At 51.3% G+C, this 20126-nt stretch carries 14 protein-coding genes; 9 read left to right on the top strand and 5 right to left on the bottom strand.

The features are described from left to right. Position 1 precedes the first annotated feature (1 nt). The 3 genes from G583_RS0105375 to G583_RS0105365 form a co-directional block, all read right to left on the bottom strand. Entirely contained in the window at positions 2-1285 is a 1284-nt protein-coding gene (locus G583_RS0105375; protein ID WP_022870166.1) for a cytochrome P450, read from the bottom strand. A 146-nt stretch (positions 1286-1431) separates the two neighbouring features. After that, positions 1432-2193, bottom strand: a complete 762-nt coding sequence (locus G583_RS0105370; protein WP_322785323.1) for an IclR family transcriptional regulator — start codon at positions 2191-2193, stop codon at positions 1432-1434. Positions 2194-2569: 376 nt separating this feature from the next. After that, complete coding sequence (locus G583_RS0105365; RefSeq protein WP_022870164.1) at positions 2570-3184, bottom strand: DUF2249 domain-containing protein; 615 nt, start codon at positions 3182-3184, stop codon at positions 2570-2572. Positions 3185-3336: 152 nt separating this feature from the next. Between G583_RS0105365 and G583_RS0105360 the strand changes: the two genes are divergently transcribed. The 6 genes from G583_RS0105360 to G583_RS0105335 all read left to right on the top strand — a co-directional run bounded on the left by G583_RS0105360 (position 3337) and on the right by G583_RS0105335 (position 12170). Then, complete coding sequence (locus G583_RS0105360) at positions 3337-4941, top strand: Na+/H+ antiporter NhaC family protein (protein ID WP_022870163.1); 1605 nt, start codon at positions 3337-3339, stop codon at positions 4939-4941. 116 nt (positions 4942-5057) lie between these two features. Further along, positions 5058-6392: an MFS transporter gene (locus G583_RS14530; protein ID WP_245540577.1), complete on the top strand. Its 1335-nt coding sequence runs from the start codon at positions 5058-5060 to the stop codon at positions 6390-6392. Positions 6393-7347: 955 nt separating this feature from the next. Beyond that, entirely contained in the window at positions 7348-8421 is a 1074-nt protein-coding gene (locus G583_RS0105350) for a tripartite tricarboxylate transporter substrate binding protein (RefSeq protein WP_022870161.1), read from the top strand. Beyond that, positions 8421-8981 (top strand): tripartite tricarboxylate transporter TctB family protein, encoded by a 561-nt coding sequence (locus G583_RS14525; RefSeq protein WP_022870160.1) that lies wholly within the window; start codon positions 8421-8423, stop codon positions 8979-8981. The genes G583_RS0105350 and G583_RS14525 overlap by 1 nt, the downstream gene beginning before the upstream one ends. 4 nt (positions 8982-8985) lie before the next feature. Further along, a complete protein-coding gene (locus G583_RS14520) occupies positions 8986-10518 on the top strand; it encodes a tripartite tricarboxylate transporter permease (protein WP_022870159.1) in 1533 nt (510 codons plus the stop codon). Then, positions 10515-12170 (top strand): thiamine pyrophosphate-binding protein, encoded by a 1656-nt coding sequence (locus G583_RS0105335; protein ID WP_022870158.1) that lies wholly within the window; start codon positions 10515-10517, stop codon positions 12168-12170. The genes G583_RS14520 and G583_RS0105335 overlap by 4 nt, the downstream gene beginning before the upstream one ends. A gap of 336 nt (positions 12171-12506) precedes the next feature. Here G583_RS0105335 and G583_RS0105330 read toward each other — a convergent pair whose 3' ends face one another. Beyond that, positions 12507-14024, bottom strand: coding sequence for a helix-turn-helix domain-containing protein (locus G583_RS0105330; RefSeq protein WP_022870157.1), 1518 nt, complete (start codon positions 14022-14024; stop codon positions 12507-12509). Positions 14025-14042: 18 nt separating this feature from the next. Next, positions 14043-15680, bottom strand: a complete 1638-nt coding sequence (locus G583_RS0105325; RefSeq protein ID WP_022870156.1) for an amidohydrolase — start codon at positions 15678-15680, stop codon at positions 14043-14045. A 158-nt stretch (positions 15681-15838) separates the two neighbouring features. On the opposite strand from G583_RS0105325, the gene gcvPA reads away from it, so the two are divergent. From gcvPA to G583_RS14510, 3 genes are read left to right on the top strand one after another with little or no spacing between them, the layout of a single operon-like run. Then, positions 15839-17248: an aminomethyl-transferring glycine dehydrogenase subunit GcvPA gene (gene gcvPA / locus G583_RS0105320; protein WP_022870155.1), complete on the top strand. Its 1410-nt coding sequence runs from the start codon at positions 15839-15841 to the stop codon at positions 17246-17248. After that, positions 17245-18945 (top strand): aminomethyl-transferring glycine dehydrogenase subunit GcvPB, encoded by a 1701-nt coding sequence (gene gcvPB, locus G583_RS14515; protein ID WP_022870154.1) that lies wholly within the window; start codon positions 17245-17247, stop codon positions 18943-18945. The genes gcvPA and gcvPB overlap by 4 nt, the downstream gene beginning before the upstream one ends. Continuing rightward, on the top strand, positions 18942-20111 hold the full coding sequence (locus G583_RS14510; protein WP_022870153.1) for an ATP-NAD kinase family protein: 1170 nt from the start codon (positions 18942-18944) through the stop codon (positions 20109-20111). Before gcvPB ends, G583_RS14510 begins: the two co-directional genes overlap by 4 nt. The last annotated feature ends 15 nt before the right edge of the window (positions 20112-20126 follow it).

Here is a 20126-nt window from a genome sequence, read left to right as displayed (position 1 = left end):
TCTAGGCCTCATTCCAGGTCACATGGACGTGTTCGGGGATTCGCATGGAAATGTTTTCGCGAAACGGGATGCCCTCTGGTTCATCTAATTCCAGGGACGGGATGGCGCTCGAGAGTTCTTCGAGTGCAATTTTGGTTTGCAGTTTTGCGAGCATATTGCCCAGGCAGTAGTGAATGCCGAAACCAAAGGACAGGTGCTCGCGCGCGTTGCTCCGAGAGATGTCGAAGGACTCACCATCATCGAAGCGTGTCTCGTCGCGGTTGGCTGACCCCATGAGCAGGAGGAGTTCTGCGCCTTCTGGGATCGGGACACCGCCGACTTCAGCATCTTTGAGTGCTTTGCGCCGCCAACCGACAATCGATCCTGCGTACCGGAGGACTTCGTCGATGGCTTTCGAAATTTTCTTGGGTTCCTCCACAATGGTTTTCCACTGATCGCGGTGGCTGAGCAACACCCGCACCGCATTGGAAATCAGTGTCGTGGTGGTCTCGTGACCGGCGAAGAGCAGGGAGTAGAGCAACGAGGCGATCTCATGATCGTCAATTTCTGCGCCTGCTTCTTGGTCGCGAACCATGTCAGCGGTCAGGTTGTCGCCGCCTTCTTCATGGGCTTGGGCGACCAGTTCGCGGCAGCGAGCCCAATATTCCACGAGGTTGTGGGCGTGCGGAATTTGCTCCTCGTCGCTCAGGTTTGACCAGGTCATGGCCCCACGCGAGTCTGACCACCGTTTGTACTGGTCGATCGTTTCAGGGTCGGTGGATTCACCGATCAGGGTGAGGATCGTGATGGTTGGCAGGCTGTATGCAACTTCGCTGACAATGTCGGCATGTGGCGTATCTTTGGCCAGCATGTCTTGGATAGAAGCTTTGACGTTGTCGCGGATCATCGGCTCCAGTACTTTGAAGCGACGAGGTGTGAAAGCTTTCTGTGCGACGGCACGGATCCGTGTGTGCTCCGGAGGACGGCGGGCGGAGAGTCCGGAGTAGACGGTGAAGCCGCCATCATTCATGATCTGGGTGGCCTGAGGTCCACGGGAACGGACCGGTGCTTGCGCATTTTCTGAGGAGAAGGTCTCCCAGTCTTCGAAGACGGCTTTGACGTCGTCATAAGCGGAAACTACGTAAAGATTGGTGCGGTCATCAAACATGACCGGCTGTTCATGACGCATTTTCGCGTATGCAGGAAATGGGTCATCTTGATTGAACGGCTCGTAGCCATGATGGTCGGCTGGTGCACTGGCTTCGTGTGCGACGGGACAACCGCCGATCGATTGTGTGCGAGACATCGAACAATCTCCTTTGCAGTATCGGATGTAAGCCATCATTGTGATGCGCATTACGTCTACTGCCCTCTAGTGTGTCTCACCTCACCAGCGAAAGTCCCGTTGAGTCTTCCATCCAGTGGAAGTGATCTTTGGGGAGGAGCTGGAGCCTATGTTTTGGGGTCCCGTTTGGGATCGAGAAAAGCGCCAAGGAGGGTCTCCAGGGGAATGTGGGCGGTGGCCGCTTCCAGACGTTTCGATGTTCCATAGAGCACAGGAAGATGTCTATGCATGTCAGCTGCAGCATCACTGGAAACCACTAGTCCTATGGCGCAGCCGAGTTTTCCCGTGTGATACACCGGAACGGCGATCGAACTGGCGCCATCTCGGACTTCATCCAGCGTCGTGGCATGACCATTGGCGCGGATCGTTTCTAATTCAGCGGCCAAGGTGTTGGGATTCGTTTTTGTACGTGGTGTGAGTGGTTTCAGGTCACCTGCCAGATATGCCTCAGCGACCCATGGCTCAGAAAACGCTAACAGGACTTTTCCAACGGCCGTGGCATGTAAAGGGAGTCGACCGCCAACCCGTGACGCGCGAGGCACTCGCCGCGGACCATAGACGCGATCAATGTACAGGCTCGAGGTCCCGTCTCTAATCGCCAGCTGGCTGGTGTGCCCGGTCAGAGAAAACATGTCTTGAACAAATGGGGTGGCTGTATCCCGGAGTTGTCGACCGGTGTTTTGCGCGATACTCCACAATTTCAGGCCCAACTGAATTCTCCCATGCGGACCGTTGGCTAAGATGCCGGCATCGGTCAGTTCACCGACGAGTCGGTGGGCGGTAGACAGGGGCAGACCCGCTTCATCCGCAATTTGAGTGAGACTCAGCGAGCCGCGCGACTGTTCGAATGCCGTTAATATCGCTATCACTTTTGAGGTGACACTACGCCCGCGCTGCGTGGACCCGCCCGCCATGTGATCCTCCGATTCGCTGTATGTGTTTGGCTGCTTTGAAGTCTAGAGGACGCTGAAAAGCGAGGTATGCCCCCGCTCGGTAAGGCTGTGCGAATTTCCAGGATGCGACGGCGCGGTGCACACCCACTTCTTCAATTTTTAGGTGCTCACGGGAAAACTGTGCCAGGAGCATAGGAACAGAACACAGCGAGGTCCGCCACCGTTTGCCAGTGCGGCTCACGGTTGAAGACCTCGCTGGGTTTTCGAGATATTTAGTTATGCGACGAGCAACGGCACCAAATGGTCGCGAGGAAGATGCTTTGTGGTCTCTCCCGAGGTAATCAAGAACCTTTTACCGAGGCGAACCTGTGGTAATGCCAAGGGTAGGTTTGCGCTGGTGAACGGTAAAGTACTGTAGCCCATCCGGCCCAGCGGTGAACCGTCGTTGGGATTTCTTGGGAAGCCACAGTAACAATCCTGGTTGAAGAGAGATCGTGTCGAGTTCGGTTTCAAGTTCCCCGGAACCGTGCAGGACGTGGATTAGCACGTCGAGGTCTGGCCCCACATGCTGAGCGATCTCATCGTGCGGCGGAAGCGCAATAATATTCGAGTCCAGATCTCGTGCGCCCGGTTCGAGCTGCCACACAGAACCTTTCGCATCAGAAGTTGTTGCAAGTTCGGTCGTATTAGCAACAATGCGAGGTAGGGCAGTGGCCGCGCGTTTGGTCATGCGAACTCGGTATTCACCGGCATCGGTTGAGAAGGTATTCCAGCTGAACGATCCAGCGAATTCACATTCGAACGTTTCGTAGAGTTCGTCCGGTTTGCGATCGTTGAGCAATATGAGTGAGTCGTTTACCTGCAGCTTTTCGTATGCTTGAAGGGTCAAACGTTCCCCTGCGTTCGCAGATATTCCGCGGATGTCTACTTCGCGTTCTGCGGCATTGTGGGTTCCAGATTGAGACATAACTACCTCGTATCTCTTGTGACACGGTATTTCCGATGATATCGGGCCACCCGCAGATGTCTTTAGCAGGGTACTGTAGTGGTATTTACATCGGCTGTTGCCGTGTTGCTACTGTTATGAAAGCTTCGGCTGAATCTTGATGAGGTGCGATCGTGCTTGACGCCTATCCTATATTGACGTTGCTGCCGCCATTTGTGGCGATCCTGCTCGTGATTGTCACGAAGAAAGTGTTGATCTCACTTGGCGCGGGCATCCTGACGGCGGGCTTGCTGCTTGCAGACTTCAACCCTGTCACCATGGTGGTGACTGTATGGGAGGCCGTCCTCCGTCTGGTCTGGGTAGACGGTGAGATCAACTGGTACACGATCCTGATTGTCGCCTTCCTCTTCCAACTTGGCATTATCACTGCCCTCGTCATGATGTCTGGTGGGGCCTCTTCATTTACCGAATGGGCTGCCAAACGCATTCGAAAACGTCGCGGTGCCAAAGTTTTGACCGGCCTGCTGGGCATGCTCATCTTTATCGATGACTACTTCAATGCGCTCGCAGTTGGTCAGGTCGCCCGTCCGATTACCGACCGCTACCGAATCTCAAGGGCCAAGCTGGCCTACCTCATCGACTCCAGCTCCGCGCCCGTCGTCGTGTTGATGCCGCTGTCCAGCTGGGGTGCGACCATTATGGGCATCATGGCCCCGCTGCTTGCCAGCTCTGCACTCATGTTGACCCAGGTTGAGGCCTTCGTCCTGTCAGCAGCCATGAACTACTATGCCATTGCTGCCCTGGTGCTGTTGTGGCTTACAATTCTGATGGGGTTGGACTTTGGAAGCATGCGCAAAGAAGAGCAGCGCGCCGTTCGTGGAGACGGACTGCAGAACCCCAAAGACCAAACTCCAGACCCGTTTGCCGAGGATATGCCCAAGCACGAACCCGGGGCCATGCGGGCACTGGTGCTCCCGTTCGTGATTCTGATCGTGGGTGTCGTCTCTGCCATGTATATTTCCGGTGGCATCCTCGGAGATAGCTGGGGCATCGTTGACACCCTGGCCGCTGCCGACGTCGCAATTGCGCTCAATGTCGGTGGTGTGGCAGCCCTGGTCATTGCTGCGTACTACTGCATTCGGTACACCAAAGGAAACCCGGAATTTACCACGGGTACAAAACGTCGCGGCACTGCGCACGGAGCCAAATCCATGCTGCCTCCGGTGCTCATCCTCTTATTTGCCTGGACGCTTGGGGACTTGATCAGCGAAATGGGGACCGGCGAATTCCTCGCCTCGCTCGTTGAGGCTGCTTCCATGTCTGCCGTATGGCTGATTCCACTCCTGTTTGTTATTGCAGGGCTCATGGCGTTCGCCACCGGTACATCTTGGGGTGCTTTCGGCATCCTACTCCCGTTGGCCGGCGAAATGATGAACGCGGTACCAGGTGGCGACGAATTCTTGATTGCCAGTTTCGGTGCCGTGCTGGCCGGCGCGGTGTGGGGCGATCACAGCTCACCGATTTCGGACACCACCATCCTGTCGAGTACAGGTGCCGCCTGTTCAGTGGCGGTTCACGTGGCCACTCAGCTGCCATACGCCTTCGTCGGCGCCGTTTCATCGCTCGTTGGTTATGTCGTTTATGCGCTGACGGGCAGTGGCGTAATCGGCCTCATCACGACCATCGCGCTGGTGATTATCATTGCCCTCGTTATTCGGAAGGTTCGTCCACCGATCGAGGATTATGCGTCCATCAAGGTAAACGCAGACATGGCCTGAGACCTTTCATCTTGGCCCAAAGAAGACCCTGAGAACCCCGTAGGACGAACACCGTGAATACAAGCAGTACGCCTGCTGCGTGGCCCGTGCCGCGTAGCTCTACCAACAGAGTCCTTTTGTGTTGTTTCATTGCAATACTGGCGGAGGGATATGACGTCGGAGTGCTCGGGGCGATTCTGCCAGCGCTCAGCGAGTACGAAGCGTGGGCGCTGTCCCCGCTAGAACTCGGTGCGCTGGGATCATACGCCTTGATCGGTATGCTGATCGGTGCGATGACCATCGGCACCTTGTCTGACCGCTATGGTCGTCGGAATATGCTGGTCGTATCGGTCCTGATTTTCGCAGTCGCGCAGATCGGTGTTGCCTTGGCGCCAAGTCCTGAAGTATTCGGACTCTTCCGCCTTATTGGTGGCCTGGGCATGGGCGGTGTGATTCCGGTAGGTGCTGCGCTCACGATTGAGTACTCGCCCCCCGAAAAACGCTCCTTCAACTACGGTCTGATGTATTCCGGCTATTCCTTGGGCATTTTGGTCGCAGGATTGGTCGCGTTTGTATTGCTCGAGCACATCGGATGGCGCGGTGTCGTCGCAATCGGTGCACTGCCGCTTTTGATTCTGCCATTCTTGGCGAAAGCCACACCAGAATCACTCGAATACCTGTTGATCCGTGGGCGGACCGAAGAAGCTGCACAAGTAGCTTCAAAGCTCAAGATCACCCCGTACCGGGAAGCTGACTGGAAACCGATCCCGAAGGCTGATGGCAAAAAGTATTCAACAGTTGATTCGATCAAAGTGATGTTCACAGGCAAGATGGCTCTGGGGACGATCGGTTTCTGGATCAGCCTCTTCTGTGGTCTGTTGCTTGTGTACGGATTGAACACCTGGTTGCCATCACTGATGCGTTCAGCAGGCTACGAGTTGGGATCGTCCTTGACCTTCCTGATGGTTTTCTCGCTGGCTTCAGCTATCGGTGGGCTGTTGATTGGCGGCATTGCAGATAAATGGGGCAAGAAAATCTGCCTCGTCACCTTCTATCTCGTTGGCGCCGTTGGCATTTTGATGTTGATGTTCCCAAACAACATCTTTATCAACTACGGCTTCGTAGCGCTTGCTGGTATCGGTTCGATTTCTACTTCCCTGGTGTTGACCGGGTGGGTCGCAGACTACTATCCGGCATATGCTCGGGGTACTGCGACCGGTTGGGCGCTGTCGTTTGCTCGTATCGGTGCTATTTCTGGCCCGCTGATTGGCGGATGGATCGGCTCGGCGCAGCTACCGTTTGAGTGGAACTTCATCATTTTCGCCATCATCGGTGGTATTGCTGCACTGTTCATCTTCATGATCCCCACCAAGGGTGGAGAACAAAGTGCTCAACAGGATTTGGAATTAGAACCAGATACGACTGTGGCTGGATCGACAGCCGCTACCGAACAAAGTTATAAAGTTAAGTAGAGCGCCTAGAAAATCGCGGTGCGGACAAGCAGTTGTCCACTCCACCGCATTATGAGTCACTCGGTTTCGATATCGTTAAGTTTCGCGTATTTGGAATGCCTGTTGACAGTGAATACAAAGTCTCGCTGATGCATAGGGTATTAGTGCTGACTTGCTTAGTGGTTGTTGGCTCGCAAGCGATTACGTAGTGAGCCGGGGAGCAAGGCGTGTCAATTGTCAGATGGGCTGAAGTGGTCAGAAAGTCTACATGATCGCGTTTCGATTCTGACAGTACCTAGATGCCGCAAGGGTCATACTGAAGGTTATAGGTTGTTCGCGTCATCGAATCGTCAGATGGAATATTGTCTCATTCGGACCCATCTCCTTTTCTACTGTCTCAGTTCAAATATTTTTAGAGTTTACCGATCCAGCACTTTGGAACGGGTTACGGCGCATGACGCTGTTCTGTGTTGTTTTATGTTGACCAGGCTTTAAAGCACCCGACAAGTGCCCGAGTTTTCACTTGCGAAGTACTCCTGGCATACCTGACAACATTATTGGCTTGGCAATTCGGTTCCGTCTGAGTCAGAAATCAGGAAGATCATGGACTGTGGATCAAAAGTGAGGGTCCGCGCAGATGCTTGTGCAGCATGGCTTACTTCGAAAGTAGCCGTGATTTCATATCGGGACGGAAGGCGTGTGGAGCCATGATTGCAGGGCTGGGTGTATCGCATGAATGTGTCTCGACAAGTCCGAGTGTTGAAGAACTACGCCTACGCATAATAAAAACACCATTGATCGAGTGCACTGCATGCACTGTCCAGAGTGGATGAGTCGTATCCATTTTTCGCCGGCAAGGATATCGTTTCTGTGGTGGTTCGGTGGTTCTATAGCAGTATCCATACAGTGACAAGGGTCACAGTAGATGGCCGTAATGGCATAGCGACTCAGCACTCTGTGTGGTGTTAAGAAACTCATGCTCCAATTTGAAGAGGCGATCCGAATGCGCAAAAAGTTCAACTCCAATCCTCTAGTTGCAGGACTTGCCCTCTTTGGTCTGTTCCTAGCTGGGTGCGGGGCCAGTCAAGATTCCAATGCGACAGATGAGTCAGCTGCGGGTGGCGGTAATGAAGATACCTGCGATATTGCATCAGATTATCCAAATGGTCCTGTCGAGGTCATTGTCGGGTACCCAGCGGGTGGCGGAACTGACAGTGTGGGTCGATTGATCGCTGACGGGCTTTCAGAGGCCCTTGATACGCCGGTGAACGTTGTTAACCGTGACGGCGGTGGCGGGGTAGTCGGTGCTGAAGCTATGGCCAACGCCGAGGCCGATGGCCATACCTTAGGTATTCTTGGAAGTGACGTTATTCTGTCTCACTGGATGGGGCATACTGATATAACGTTGGATAGTTACACTAGTGTCGGTCAAGTCAACCGTGACGGGTCAGGTCTTCTCGTTGCCGCTGATTCAGAATGGGAAACTGCAGATGAGTTACTTGCTGATATCGAGCAAAACCCGGGACAGCTAAAGGGTTCTGGGGTCGGCCAAGGAGGTATTTGGCATGTGGGGATGTTAGATATGCTCCAGGCAAGTGGACTTGAAGCCGATGATGTTACCTGGGTTCCGTCAGAGGGTGCAGCCCCGGCAATGCAACAGCTCGTCGCCGGTGGAGTAGATTTCACAACAAATTCATTGGGTGAAGCAAAGAGCCAGCTGGACGGCGAGCAGGTACGCGCTTTGGCGGTGAGTAGTGGAGAGCGGGAAGGCGACTTCCCTGAAGTGCCTACTTTCGAGGAAGCAACCGGTTCGACAGCAACCACAGGTGTACGTCGGGGGCTTGGTGGGCCAGCAGGAATTGATGAAGACATTGTCGCGGAGTTGTCGTGCCATCTCGAAGGCATTGTTGAATCCGGTGAATTCACTGAGACTATGCAGAATTTGGGATTAGGAATTGAATATTTAGATGGCTCTGATTTTGCAGACGGCTTGGCTGCTGATGATGAGCGTCTAGGAGAACTGCTTGGCGAAGCGGGCTTGCTTCCGTGATGTCACCGCAACATGTAGATCACAGGCAACGAAATGTGGATAGCGAGGAAGTTCCTGGGGTAAAGCCGCTTAGTGATGGATTGCTTTCGATTGCCAGTATTGTCGGGGGAATCGCCGTAGTACTCTATAGCACTACTTTGCCAACCCCCTCTGGAGGTTCTTTTGGGCCTGGCCTTTTCCCAGGAATTGTCGGCTCCCTTTCTGCGTTGTTCGGTTTTGTCCTTGGGGTCGCCCTTTTAGCTCAAATAATGGCCAGACGTGAGGATAGAACATCTTTGGTCGGTGAGCGGGAGGCACTCAAGGCATCCGAGAGACGAGGTCGCTTGTCGTCTCATTGGTGGGACGTAGCGGCTGCGCTTGGTGCGATCGGGTTTTATATCCTTTTAGCCGACGTTTTGGGCTTTATTGTGACAATTTCAGTGATCCAAATTGGACTTATGATTAAGTTCGGTTCCAAGATACGTTGGTCGTTCGTCATTGGTGTTATTTCGACGCTCATATTGTATGCAGTTTTCGAGCAGCTCCTATTGATTCAGCTTCCGGACGGGTTTATTGGTTAAAAATATGTTTGAGAATTTTTTGGAAGCGTTAAGTATGGTGGGAACTGTAGAAACCATATTAGTTATTCTTATATCTGGTTTCTTCGGTCTTCTGATGGGCGCTTTGCCGGGGATGACTGCCACCTTGGCCGTTGCATTGCTGCTGCCTTTTACGTTATTTATGGATCCGGTGCCGGCTATTGCTGCAATTATAACTATGTCAGCAATGGCTATTTTTGCCGGAGATATACCAGGAGCTCTTCTCAGGATCCCCGGCACACCGTCGAGTGCAGCTTATGTTGACGACGCTTATAGAATGACTCAGAACGGCAAAGGGGTGCTCGCTTTAGGCGGGGGGCTGCTGGCGTCTTCTCTGGGGGGCTTGTTTGGGACTGCAGTCCTTATTTTATTTGCTCCAGCGATAGGCGCCTTCGCGCTCCAGTTCACCTCGTTCGAGTATTTCTGGGTAGCCGTCCTCGGGCTCACAACCGCAGTCGTGATCTCTCAAGGATCACAGCTCAAGGGAGGCATCTCCTTGATGATTGGGCTCTTGATCTCGACAGTGGGGATAGATGTAACACTTGGAATACCGCGCTTTACCTTCGGTAGCGCGGAACTGACCGCGGGTATCAGTTTCATCCCTGTGATGATAGGTCTATTTGGGATTTCCCAAGTAATGATCAACTTACTGTCCCCTGATTCTTGGAGTTCCCCAAATGTCTCAGAAGTCTGGCCTAAGGGGTCCGTAGGTCTCTTATTCCGGTCAGTCTGGAAGCTGCGTACAAGACTGTTATCTGGTTCTGCCATAGGTGGTGCAGTTGGATCACTCCCAGGCGCAGGCTCGGACATAGCTGCTTGGGTTGCATATGCTGTCACGAAAAATACATCAAAAAGAGGACACTTATTTGGTAGGGGCAAAGGAGAAATAGAGCCAATTATTGGAGCGTCAAGCGCTAATAACTCAAGCGTGGGGGCTGCCTATATTCCGACATTGGCTTTTGGTATCCCGGGCGATACCGTCACTGCAATTCTGGTCGGGGTTCTGTTGATGAAGGGTATAACGCCCGGGCCCGAACTCTTCTCAAGTGACACTAGTACACTGTATTCAATATTTATATTATTTATAATAGCGAATATACTAATGGTTCCTCTTGGGTTAGTTGCCATAAGGGCAAGTACTTATATAGTAAATATACCTCGACCAATTCTCCTCACAACTATAGTTTCTATATGCATTGTTGGTAGTTTTTCGGTAAATAACACTGTATTTGATATAGCGATAATGCTCCTCTTTGGTATTTTAGGTTACTTTCTGACAGTTACTAAAGTACCTTTGGCGCCTATAGTTTTAGGAATAGTTCTTGGTCCGATTGTAGAACGGTCATTCATGCAAAGCATGATTGCAACTGGTGGAGACGTAACGCAATTTGTTACTCGCCCGATTTCCTTAGTCTTAATGTGTTTAGTTGTGTTAGTGCTAATGCTTCCGTTAATACGCAAGGTATTTGGAGGAGTATTTAGTGGAGTCGGGCGCATGAAAATGAGAGAGCGACTATGATTAGAGATGAGATGGGCAGCATGAGATTGTACGAAGCCGTTGGCAAATATTTGGCGGCCGAGAGGCAGGGAGCTCCCATTTTTGGGCTGCTTGGTGACGCAAACCTCGGCTACATGGGTGTCTATAAGGAACGTGAAAGAGGCAATTTTATTGCTTCCGCGCATGAAGGCGGCGCGGTCTCAATGGGGGATGGCTGGGCAAGAGCAACCGGCAATGTGGGGGTCGTGACGGTTACCCATGGGCCCGCGCTTTCAAATACATTGACAGCCCTCACGGAAGCTGTTAAGTCGAAGACACCAATTTTGCTACTAACTGGCTCTACGCCAGAAGTCAACGAACACTATCAGTATATAGATATTGAAGGGTTCACTCGATTGTCGGGGGCGACTTTCCTGAAAGTACGGAATGCGAGTGAGGTGCTAAATATACTTGACAGGGCTCTTACTCGTGCAGCTGCTGATCAGAAGCCGGTTGTAGTTGACATCCCCGCTGGGCTTTTGCGCGCGGAAACACATTACAGAGGGCCGAAGATTCCTGTTACTGCGTGGCGAGAACGATTACCGAATTCCGAAGCGGTCGTTGAGACAGCGCAACGATTGGTATCTGCTAAGAGGCCACTTATCCTCGCTGGTCGGGGAGCGGTCGAGGCTAGAGCGCGCGATGAGTTGCTGGAATTGTCGCGTCAAGTGAATGCCCCTCTTGTTACCACACTCTTAGCCAAAGACCTCTTTAGAGGCGAGCCTGCAAACCTGGGCGTGCTAGGTGGTCTGTCAACACCGCCAGCCCGTTCCTACTTAGAAGATGTAGACTTGGTCATATCTTTCGGTGCAGCATTGAACGGGTTCACGACCGATGAGTTCGAGCTGTTGGATGGTCGAATTTTAATTCAGATCGACATCAAGCCTGAGGCGCTTAGCGGTTTTGGGCCGGCAACTCAGATAATCTTGGCCGATGCGAAATCAGCTGCATCCGCGATAGTGGAACATATAGCGGCAGCCAAGCTAGAAGTAGAGCCCGCAGACTACCTAAGGGAGATTGAGCATGCTGCCGACCGTGACTCTAAAGACTTGTACGTATCAACGACTGGGGGTGGGTCCATTGATATGCGTGAGGCCACTCAATGGTTATCCAACCTACTCCCAGCCCATGGTCGTCAGGTTTGTGACGTAGGTCGTTTCGGCTATTCGACGTGGCCTCATATCACAGTAGACCCAGCACGTTGGCACTATATAGGTGGGTTTGGTTCTATTGGGTTAGGGTTAGCCTCGGCGATTGGTGCTTCAATTGCCGACCCTAATAATGTAACCGCCCTATATGTTGGTGATGGTGGCATGATGCAGAGTTTCGCTGAATTGTCGACTGCCGTCCGCCATCGACTTCCCTTAGTTGTAATGGTTTTGAACGACGAATGCTACGGTGCTGAGTATCTTAAGCTACAGCAGTTTGAAGTCTCTTCAGATCACGCAATGATGGAATGGCCATCTTTTGCCGACGTTGCAAAGAGTTTGGGAGCTCATGGGATTCGCGCGACGGGCGCAGGAGACTTAAGGCAGGCGGCTTCTATGATCAGCGCTGAACAATTTCCGTTATTGATCGAAATTATGGCTGATCCACATAAGGTAGCCAACAGCCCAGGCGTTGTTCGTTTCTAGAGTTGAACGCCAAACTGCAAAGTATGGCGCGCACTAAAATTGAAGGGTGGCGTCTCGTGCAAAGTTGAGCAATAAAAAAATTCAGATTTACTTTGCAGTAAAGGTGAAGTCTTTTGCACTTGAGAGGCTCAAACGAACTTCAATGCTTGAGGGATTACAGGTACTGTCAATTTACGAGTGGAAAACCACCGCGTTGCTCAGTCCCACTACACAAGTTAGAGTAACCGGCCACACGGTTACTCTTGAGAGTAATTTAGAGGCTAAGCGGCCATGCGATGACATCTCGATGTGTTTATTTTGCTTTGTCCATAAATAGCTTTTAAATGATGGTTTAGGTCAAACTTCACGAAACTCTACAGCCAGCCATAGTTCTAATAGATCCGGGGCAATTTTTAGGTCTCGTTTCGTTAGTTCAGATATTTTAGTCAGCCGAGCTCGCATAGTGTGCCGATGGATCAGTGCGTGATCTGCAGCTTTCTCTATATTCCCCACCGCGTCTAGGTATGCACGTAGGGTCTGTAGTAATTCGCTGCCATGATGATTGTCATGATCATCCAGCGGTTGCAATATAGTGTCGGCAAATACAGCACGTGTTGTGTCGTCGCCCAGGAGTGTAAGAGCGTGATAAGAGTTCAAATGCGGAAAAACAACCATAGATTCTTTTCGATCTTCCGCAATTTTTCGAGCTCTGGATGCTTGTCTGAAGCTAAGACCCGCCTCCGTAATGTTGACTGTTGCTCCTAAACCACCGGGGGAAATATCTAATTCGTCTGATGCTGTTGCTATTATTTCTTCGATACCATGGTGAGGATCGCATATGAGGGCCAGGACGTCTTTATCAGTCTCCCACAGCAGAATTTCGCTGCAGTAGTCATTGAGTTCCGACAGGATTGTGTTAATTAATGCCGAGTTCGGTGAAGAGGGTAGTAGGAGGCACTGGAGTTTCGCCGCGCTAACGTTGACGCGAGCTAGGTGTAACTCTGCCTCAGTCTGGCTCAGTTGTTGTTCCACCAAAGCTTGGACAACGGTGCTTCGCAGCAGTCTACTATCACGTGAAGCCGTATAACGAAGTTCTAACAGAACCTGCAGCAATGAAAAAACTGTGCTCAAGATGGCCTGGTCTTGCTCGCTGAGAGGGCCCTCTTTGACCGTGACCATAATACCGCGCAGGTTATCTGATGCATGTAACGGGGCGATTACTGAGTACTCACCGTTATGATCGGTAGAAATCGACCAGTGGTTATTCGAGCGGATTTGCTTTCTAACCTCTTCCCGATGCTGATCAAAGACATCTTGTGGTTCCAGCTTTGTAGCCGTAATCAATTGAAAGGTAGGATCATAGAGAGCTGACGAGAACCCGGTGTTGGCGTCTAATACTTGAAGTACTGAAGCGACTCCATTGGGTTTCACCGCAGCTTCGCTCAGTTGTCGTTGCGCTACTAAGGCTCTTTTAAGGGGCTCAGAATCACGCTCACTGATGGCATCGCTAACATGCCGGACAACTGCTTGTAGGGGGGTATTTTCGGGAACTTTTATGAGTGTCAGGCCGCTGTCGTGCGCTGCGTTTAGAAGCCTTTTCGGGGGTTCGTTGTGGGCCAGGCTCGATCCTGTTGATAAGCCAAGAGCGGCTATATTGTGGTCGGCTAGACGTTCACAGTACCGTTGTGTTTCCTCATCGTCGAGGAAGAGCGTCAAACCTGTTGTGAGCAGAAGTTCACCACCAACTAGCCAGGGGGTAGGATCGCGAAGCTCACTAACGTGCGCCCAGGACAAGGTTTGGTCATCAACTGGAGGGTTGGTTAGGACTTTGAGTCCTAGCTCTGGATCTCTCAGAACGCGGTTGAGTTTAAGCATAGTGTGTCCATTCTCAGTTTAAGACCAACTACTGGAGTCGCTATAAGTAGGAATGCCCCCAAGATACGTTGCTAAAATTGGAATTTGTGCTATCTCAACGGGGTCTACAACAGTCAGGTCTTCGCCCATAACCACAAAGTCAGCGTAGTAACCACGGCTCAATTTCCCTTTGATGTGTTCTTCGCGGGAGGCATAGGCCGAATTTAGGGTATAAGCTTTCAGCGCTTCGTAGGCTGAAATACGTTCATGTGGAGTAAATTCTCGGCCTTTATCAGTGAGGCGTAAAACCATTGCCTGAATGGCTGCTAACGGAGCACCATCGGATACTACCGGCCGATCCGACCCTCCGGGGACTATTAGACCCGCGTCAATAAAACTCCGGGTTCGATACGTCCAGTCGAGCCGATGTTCGCCTAGACCTTCACGCACATTCTCACCGAGCTCGTACACGAATTGTCCCTGTGGTGAGGGGATAAGGCCAAGTTTCACAATCCTTTCAAGCTGGTCGGGTCGTACTATAGAAGCATGTTCAATACGGTGCCTGCGCCAATTTCTGGGATTCGGCTGGCAGGCGTTTTCAAAAACGTTTAGGGCCACGTCGATGGCTTCGTCTCCGATCGCGTGCAAAGCGATCTGCCAACCAGCAGTATGCGCCTGGGCGGCAATGGAGGTGAGCTCAGGTTCAGCGAATTGCATTATTCCAGCATGATCGTGACCACAGAAGTTTGAAGTCAGCGCTGCGGTCCTGCTCGAGATCGCGCCGTCGGTAAACATTTTTACGGGCCCGATAGAGAGCATGTCACCACCCAAACCGGTGCGGATACCCAAGTCTAGACCTTCCGAAAAGCCATCACCGATACCAGTCTGAACCTTATGAAAATTTTCCATAGCGATCATTAATTGTGTGCGTACGAGAATCTTACTGTCGTCATGGCCCTGTTGGTAGGCTGCCAATTCTACGGGACTGGAGCCAACTATCGAGGAATTACCTATTCCTGCTTCGGAAACTGAAGTTAATCCCTCTGATGCATACCGCTCACTAGCGAGCTCTAAACTCCGCACCAAATGGTTGATTGGCACGGGTTTTCGTAAGTTCCGAAACTCGGTCATGCACTGCTCTGAAACGAGGCCAGTAGGCGAACCATCAGAGTCACGTTCGATTTCGCCACCACTGGCCGTAGGGTATTCGGGGCTGAGCGCCCCGACTTCTTCAAACACCGGTGTATTTGCTACGAGCATGTGACTAGTGCGGTGTATCAGCATGACTTTTTTGCCCATCGCCGCGCGATCTAAGTCTTCCCGTCTGGGGTGTTTGCCTAGTTTTACTTGATCATATCCTGAGCCTGTGATCCATTCGTCATCAGTGGATTCAGCACGGGCTTGGATGGCGGCGTACAGCTCATCGAGGGTTGTGAATTTACTAGCATCGATTTCCTGCAGACGTTGCCCAAAAGCCGCCATGTGATTATGAACGTCATAGAAGCCCGGGGTGATTACTGCTCCACGAGCATCGATATGACTCGACGCCGTGCAGTTGGCAAGTTCTTCATCTAACCCTACGACCAGTCCGTTCCAGACACCAATGGTCCTAGCGAAGGGGCGGTTTTCATCCATAGTGATGATATGGGCGTTGCTAATGATTAAATCGAGTTCCACGTCTCTATGCTAAATCATTTTGAGAAATGAAATACATGCAAGGTGTATAACATCGCGAAAAAATAGTCCATCACGTATAGGGGGCAAGCGGGAGTGTGCGAGGTACCTTCGGTAGTAATCAAAGACAAAGCCGATAGATGAACCGGAGATAATACACTATGAGCCGTACTCACCCGTATGTTCCTAATGCGTCCCCGCAAACAAAGCAAAAAATGCTCGACTCGATTGGGGTTGAGACAGTAGAACAACTTTTCTCTAGCATTCCGCAAAAACTTCGTCTGGAACGTCCGCTAAATATCCCGGAGGGTTTTACTTCAGAGGCAAAACTTGTACGCCACATGAGCGGGTTATTGGGAAACAACAAGCCGACGACCCGAGCGCTTTCATTCTTGGGGGCTGGGGCATATCCGCATTATGTTCCGGCAGTGTGTGATGAGGTAAACCAGCGAGCTGAATTCCTTACCGCTTATGCCGGCGAGGCCTATGAGGATCATGGGAAATGGCAGGCATTGTTTGAATATACGTCCTTGATGGCGGAACTGCTGGAAATGGATGTAGTAAACGTTCCAACATACGACGGTTATCAAGCTACCGCTACCGCTCTGCGGATGGCAGGTCGGATAACACAACGATCAAAAATAGTATGCTCAACCGCAGTTGTTTCCGCAAAATTGCGGCGAATTGAGTCGTTTCTCCAGGGCGCACTCGAGATCGTCTGGGTAGAACCGCGAAAAGAGACGGGTCTCATTCACACTGATGATGTGATCGAACTGCTGGATGATACTACCGCTGCGGTTTATCTCGAAACTCCAAATGTTGCAGGGATAGTAGAAGCCAATGGTGAGAATATTGCCCAAGCTGCGCATAGTGCGGGCGCATTACTGGTCTGCGGCTTAGATCCACTTTCTTTAGGTTTTACTGAGTCACCGGCCAGTTGGGGTGCTGATATCTTGTGTGGTGACATACAGTCACTCGGTCTTGGCCTCCACTATGGTGGCGCTCACGGTGGGTTCATTGCTACTCACGACGATGAACGCTTTATTTACGAGTTCCCTTCTCGTTTATTTGGTCTAGCACCAACACGCAAAGATGGTGAGATTGGTTTTGTTGACGTCGCTTATGAGCGAACCTCACTTGCTATGCGGGATCAAGGCGTGGAATGGGTTGGTACTGCCGCAGCGCTTTGGGGAATTACAGCTGGAGTTTATCTAGCTCTGATGGGACCTCACGGAATGAGAGAGCTGGGCGATACCATTGCTTCGAGAACACGTTATGCGATTGATCGATTGGCAGCCATTCCAGGAATTACCGTCCATCACGTAAATAGCCCTCATTGGCGTGAATTCATGATTACTTATGACAACCACACAGCCGCCGAGGTCAATGCAAAGATGCTCGATGACGATATCTACGGTGGTGCAGAGGCAGGGGACCTACTTACTAGTGAGCGAAGTGTTGGTGCGGACGGACACTCATTAGAAGCCAGCAGCATTGTTTGTGTCACCGAGCTGCATTCAACCGATGATATTGATGAGCTGGTTGTGGCGTTTGAAAGGATCATGGCGTGACGAAAGCGACATCTACGCATAATCAGAACCTTAAGAACACAGAGGACATGATGACACTTCAAGAAGACACAAGAACGCATCCTTTTCAGAAAACCCTCATTCGAAACTACCAGGCCCCGCGATGGGATGAACCGCTGATATTCGAATTAAACGCTCCTGGTCATACTGGCGTCGTGTCTAATAGCGATGGACATTCTGCTATTACGAAATCCGCACCAGAAAATTCCGTTCAGCGTAAAACAGCACCAAACCTGCCTGAGATCGGGCAAGCCCAAGTTTTGCGTCACTATCTTCGACTTTCACAGGAAACCTTAGGCGCAGATTTGAATGTCGACATTGGGCAAGGTACATGCACAATGAAGTACAGTCCAAAAGTAAATGAAAAGTTCGCAGGGTCATCCTTGTCTGCAGACATGCATCCTCTTCAGGACGTATCTACAGCCCAAGGAACCATGGAAATTATTCATAATCTACAAGATTATCTCAAAGAAATTTCGGGCATGGACCAAGTTAGTCTTCAAGCTGGTTCTGGTTCGGCTGCAATTTATGGAGCGGTGAAATCGGTCCAAGCCTATCATGAAGCACAAGGTGAAAGTACGCAGCGAGACGAGATAATCACCACCATCTTTTCCCATCCCTCCAACGCTGCAACAGCTAAGACTGTGGGGTATAAGGTAATTACCTTATACCCAGACGAAAATGGCTATCCTGACCTCGAGGCATTGAAATCGGTGCTATCGGAGCGGACGGCAGCACTTTTTATAACGAATCCTGAGGACACCGGAGTTTTCAACCCAGAGATTACGGACTTCGTTGATGCCGTTCGCCAAGTAGGTGGGGTCACCTTCTACGATCAGGCAAATGCGAATGGTCTTCTCGGAATCGCCCGGGCTCGTGAAGCAGGGTTTGATATGTGCCATTTTAACCTTCATAAAACTTTCTCTACCCCACACGCATGCGGTGGGCCTGCAGCTGGTGCTCTTTGCGCTACAGATGAATTAGCTCCATACTTGCCAGGGCCTCAAGTTGTACGCACCCCCTCGAGGTTCGAGTGGTCTGAACAGGGGAAATATTCGACACCAGATATTCGTCCTTTCTACGGTGTAGTACCGAACCTGGTCCGTGCCTATGCTTGGATCCGTGCACTGGGAGCCGAAGGATTAAGGCAAGTCGCGGAAACCGCAGTGCTTAATAGCAATTACCTACACGCCGAATTGTCAAAAATTGATGGACTTTCTATTCCGTATGCGAGCGGAGAGTACCGAATCGAACAGGTACGTTATTCATGGCAAGAGTTGGCTGAGGAAACTGGAATATCCACAGGTGAAATCGGTGCACGTATGGCAGATTACGGTTTCCACTACTGGACGAGTCATCATCCCTACATCGTTCCTGAACCTATGACTTTAGAGCCTACTGAGTCTTATTCGAAACAGGAGCTCGACGAGTACATAGCTACCTTAAAACTCACTGCCGAAGAAGCACGCCAGGATATTGACACGGTCAAATCTGCTCCACATCGAAGTAGCATCCACACTATCGACCAAGAAGCAACAACTGACCCTGAAACATGGGCAACATCGTGGCGTGCCTATAGAAGAAAATATTTGGGGGAACAAAGGTCTGAGCCCAGTACTTGGGTAGCCCCTGCCAATTTGCCGATTCCTCAACGAGCACCGAAAGCTCACCACCGGTGATCGCAAAATTACAAGCCGAAACCCACCTACGCATCGGTCTAGTAGTCAATCCGGTAGCCGGGATAGGTGGGACAGTCGGCCTCAAAGGTAGTGACGGGAGCGATATTCAGAAGCAAGCTGTGGCTCGAGGTGCAAGTCCTCGAGCCCAGCATCAGGCAACGAAGATGTTACGGCATTTTGCCGATATTCGTAAGAACACTTTTGAAATCATCACCGTGTCCAAGGAAATGGGTGAATTTGCCACGAATAACGCCAATATAGAGGCGGAGATTCTAGAGGAACTGTCCGGTTTCAATGCTCTGTCGCACAGCACCGCTCAGCACACCAAAGAAGCCGTTCAAAGCCTCGACTTGCGAGGGGTAGACCTAGTGGTGTTCGCCGGAGGTGATGGCACTGCTCGTGATGTTCACGCCGCCCTTGAGGGAAACTCATCTAGACTGCCAGTTCTGGGCATTCCCGCAGGCGTGAAAATGCAATCGGGTGTTTTTGCACGCTCCGCGGAAGATGCGGCCGTGATTCTCAACGACTGGTCGCTAGAACCTGGAAAAACCGTGCCTGCTGAAATAGCTGACATTGATGAAGAGGCACATCGTCAGGGTGTTCTCACTTCTCAACTTTATGGTTATTTAAATGTTCCCGATACTCGGCGGCGTTTGCAAGGAGGAAAGGTAGGTTCCTCAATTGGGACTCAGTCATTACCTGGATTAGCTTCTGAATGTGCAAAACTTATCGACTCGGAGGCAATGTGTTTGTTAGGACCTGGCAGTACCGTTCAAGGGGTATCAGAACATTTTGGTGCTGAAACTTCTCTACTGGGGGTAGATGTTCTCCACCGTGGAGAGATCATTGGTTACGACCTTTCTGCCTATGAGCTTCACCAGCTCACAGTTAATTATCGCTTGCAACTAATTGTGTCCCCGATCGGCGGACAAGGTTTTCTTTTTGGTCGAGGAAACCAGCAACTGGATTCGGAGCTGCTGACGCGACTGGGTACAAACGACTTGTTGATTGTTTGCACGGAGGATAAATTAGCTCAACTTGGGGGAGGACCATTGTATATCGATGTGCCTGATGCTGAAAATATTGAGCGATTTACTGGATATCAACGAGTCATCACAGGCACCAAACAAACCGCGAGCATTCTAGTAAAAGACGCACGACACTAGACCGATAAGGTGGGA

This window comes from Yaniella halotolerans DSM 15476, assembly GCF_000420805.1.
In the GTDB taxonomy this organism is placed as follows: domain Bacteria; phylum Actinomycetota; class Actinomycetes; order Actinomycetales; family Micrococcaceae; genus Yaniella; species Yaniella halotolerans.
This window is presented reverse-complemented; position numbering and strand designations above follow the sequence as displayed.

Excerpts from the sequence above, each read along its gene's own strand:
- G583_RS0105365 (WP_022870164.1), bottom strand. The coding sequence starts at position 3,184 with ATGTCTCAATCTGGAACCCACAATGCCGCAGAACGCGAAGTAGACATC.
- G583_RS14525 (WP_022870160.1), top strand. The coding sequence starts at position 8,421 with ATGTCACCGCAACATGTAGATCACAGGCAACGAAATGTGGATAGCGAG.
- G583_RS0105375 (WP_022870166.1), bottom strand. The coding sequence starts at position 1,285 with ATGTCTCGCACACAATCGATCGGCGGTTGTCCCGTCGCACACGAAGCC.
- gcvPA (WP_022870155.1), top strand. The coding sequence starts at position 15,839 with ATGAGCCGTACTCACCCGTATGTTCCTAATGCGTCCCCGCAAACAAAG.
- G583_RS0105350 (WP_022870161.1), top strand. The coding sequence starts at position 7,348 with ATGCTCCAATTTGAAGAGGCGATCCGAATGCGCAAAAAGTTCAACTCC.
- G583_RS0105335 (WP_022870158.1), top strand. The coding sequence starts at position 10,515 with ATGATTAGAGATGAGATGGGCAGCATGAGATTGTACGAAGCCGTTGGC.
- G583_RS0105330 (WP_022870157.1), bottom strand. The coding sequence starts at position 14,024 with ATGCTTAAACTCAACCGCGTTCTGAGAGATCCAGAGCTAGGACTCAAA.
- G583_RS14520 (WP_022870159.1), top strand. The coding sequence starts at position 8,986 with ATGTTTGAGAATTTTTTGGAAGCGTTAAGTATGGTGGGAACTGTAGAA.